At 71.0% G+C, this 1,269-nt stretch carries 1 protein-coding gene; it reads right to left on the bottom strand.

Annotation, left to right across the window (positions count from 1 at the left end):
- Positions 1-7 precede the first annotated feature (7 nt).
- Positions 8-1,162 carry a DegT/DnrJ/EryC1/StrS family aminotransferase gene (locus tag FHS87_RS23300; RefSeq protein ID WP_184522310.1) on the bottom strand — a complete coding sequence of 385 codons (1,155 nt, stop codon included), beginning with the start codon at positions 1,160-1,162 and terminating at the stop codon, positions 8-10.
- Positions 1,163-1,269 lie beyond the last annotated feature (107 nt).

Genomic DNA, 1,269 nt, shown 5'->3' with positions numbered 1-1,269 from the left:
CCTGACCTCACCCCTTCCCCTGTGCCTGGAGGGCGGCCCGGAGTGCGTGCTGGACGCGGTCGAGTTCGTCGTCGGTGAGGGCGGGGAAGCTGGGCAGTGAGAGGCCGCGGGCGGCGATGTCTTCGGCGATGGGGAAGCGCTCGTCGCTGCGGTACATCGGCATGTGGTGGGCGGGGTAGAAGACGGGGCGGGTTTCCACCCCGGCCTCGCTCATTTCGGCCATCAGCCGCTCGCGGTCCGTACCGGGCGGCAGGAGGAGGCTGACGAGCCAGTCCGCGCTGTCCACCCCTGGGAGGGGCTGCTGGAAGCTGACGGGCAGGTCGGCCAGGGCCTGCCTGTAGAAGCGGGCGAAGCGGCGCTTGGCGGCCAGGATCGCGGGCAGGCGCTCGGCCTGGGCCAGGCCGATGGCCGCGCAGATGTTGGTCATGCGGTAGTTGAAGCCGAGCACCTCGTGCCAGTAGCGGCGCGTCAGCGACTGGCCCTGGCCCTTGACCTGGCGCAGCCTTGCGGCGAGCTCGTCGTCGTCGGTCACCACCATGCCGCCCTCGCCGGTGGTCACGGTCTTGTTGCCGAAGAAGGAGAAGCTGCCCGCATCGCCGAAGGTGCCGACCTGGCGCCCGCCGAGCGTTGTGCCGAGTGCCTCGGCCGCGTCCTCGAGCACGCGCAGGCCCCGGCGGCGCGCGATCTCCATCAGCGCCGGCATGTCGCAGGCCGCGCCGAACAGGTGGACGGGCATGATCGCCTTCGTGCGCGGCGTGATGCGGCGCTCCACGTCCTCGGGGTCGAGCATCCAGTCGCCCGCCCGGCTCTCGGCAAAGACCGGCGTCGCCCCGGTCTGGGCGATGGTGTTGACGGAGGCGATGTAGGTGAAGGAGGGGACGATCACCTCGTCGCCCGGCCCGAGCCCCAGGCAGTGCAGCGGCAGGTGCAGCGCGACCGTGCCGTTGCACACCGCCACCGCGTGCCGCGCGCCCGTCGCCCCGGCGATCGCCGCCTCGAAGCGGCCGATATAGGCCCCGATCGAGGAGATCCAGCTGCTGTCCACGCAGTCCAGCACATAGGCCCGCTCGTTGCCCGAGAGATCGGGACGATAAACCGGAATGAGGGAGCGCGCCGCCGAGCCAGGCCTGCCGTTCGGCACCGCATCCACCAAGCCGCTCATCCCCGACCCACCCTCCCCAGGCCAGCCAAGAGGCCAGCACGCAACAGCGGCCCCATACACCCGTTCACGAACACGGCACAGAGCCCTCGTCAGGCACCACGGCTCAA

This window comes from Muricoccus pecuniae, assembly GCF_014199205.1.
Lineage (GTDB): Bacteria > Pseudomonadota > Alphaproteobacteria > Acetobacterales > Acetobacteraceae > Roseomonas > Roseomonas pecuniae.
Note: the sequence above shows the minus strand (reverse complement) of the source record. Positions and strands in the feature narration are given on the sequence as shown.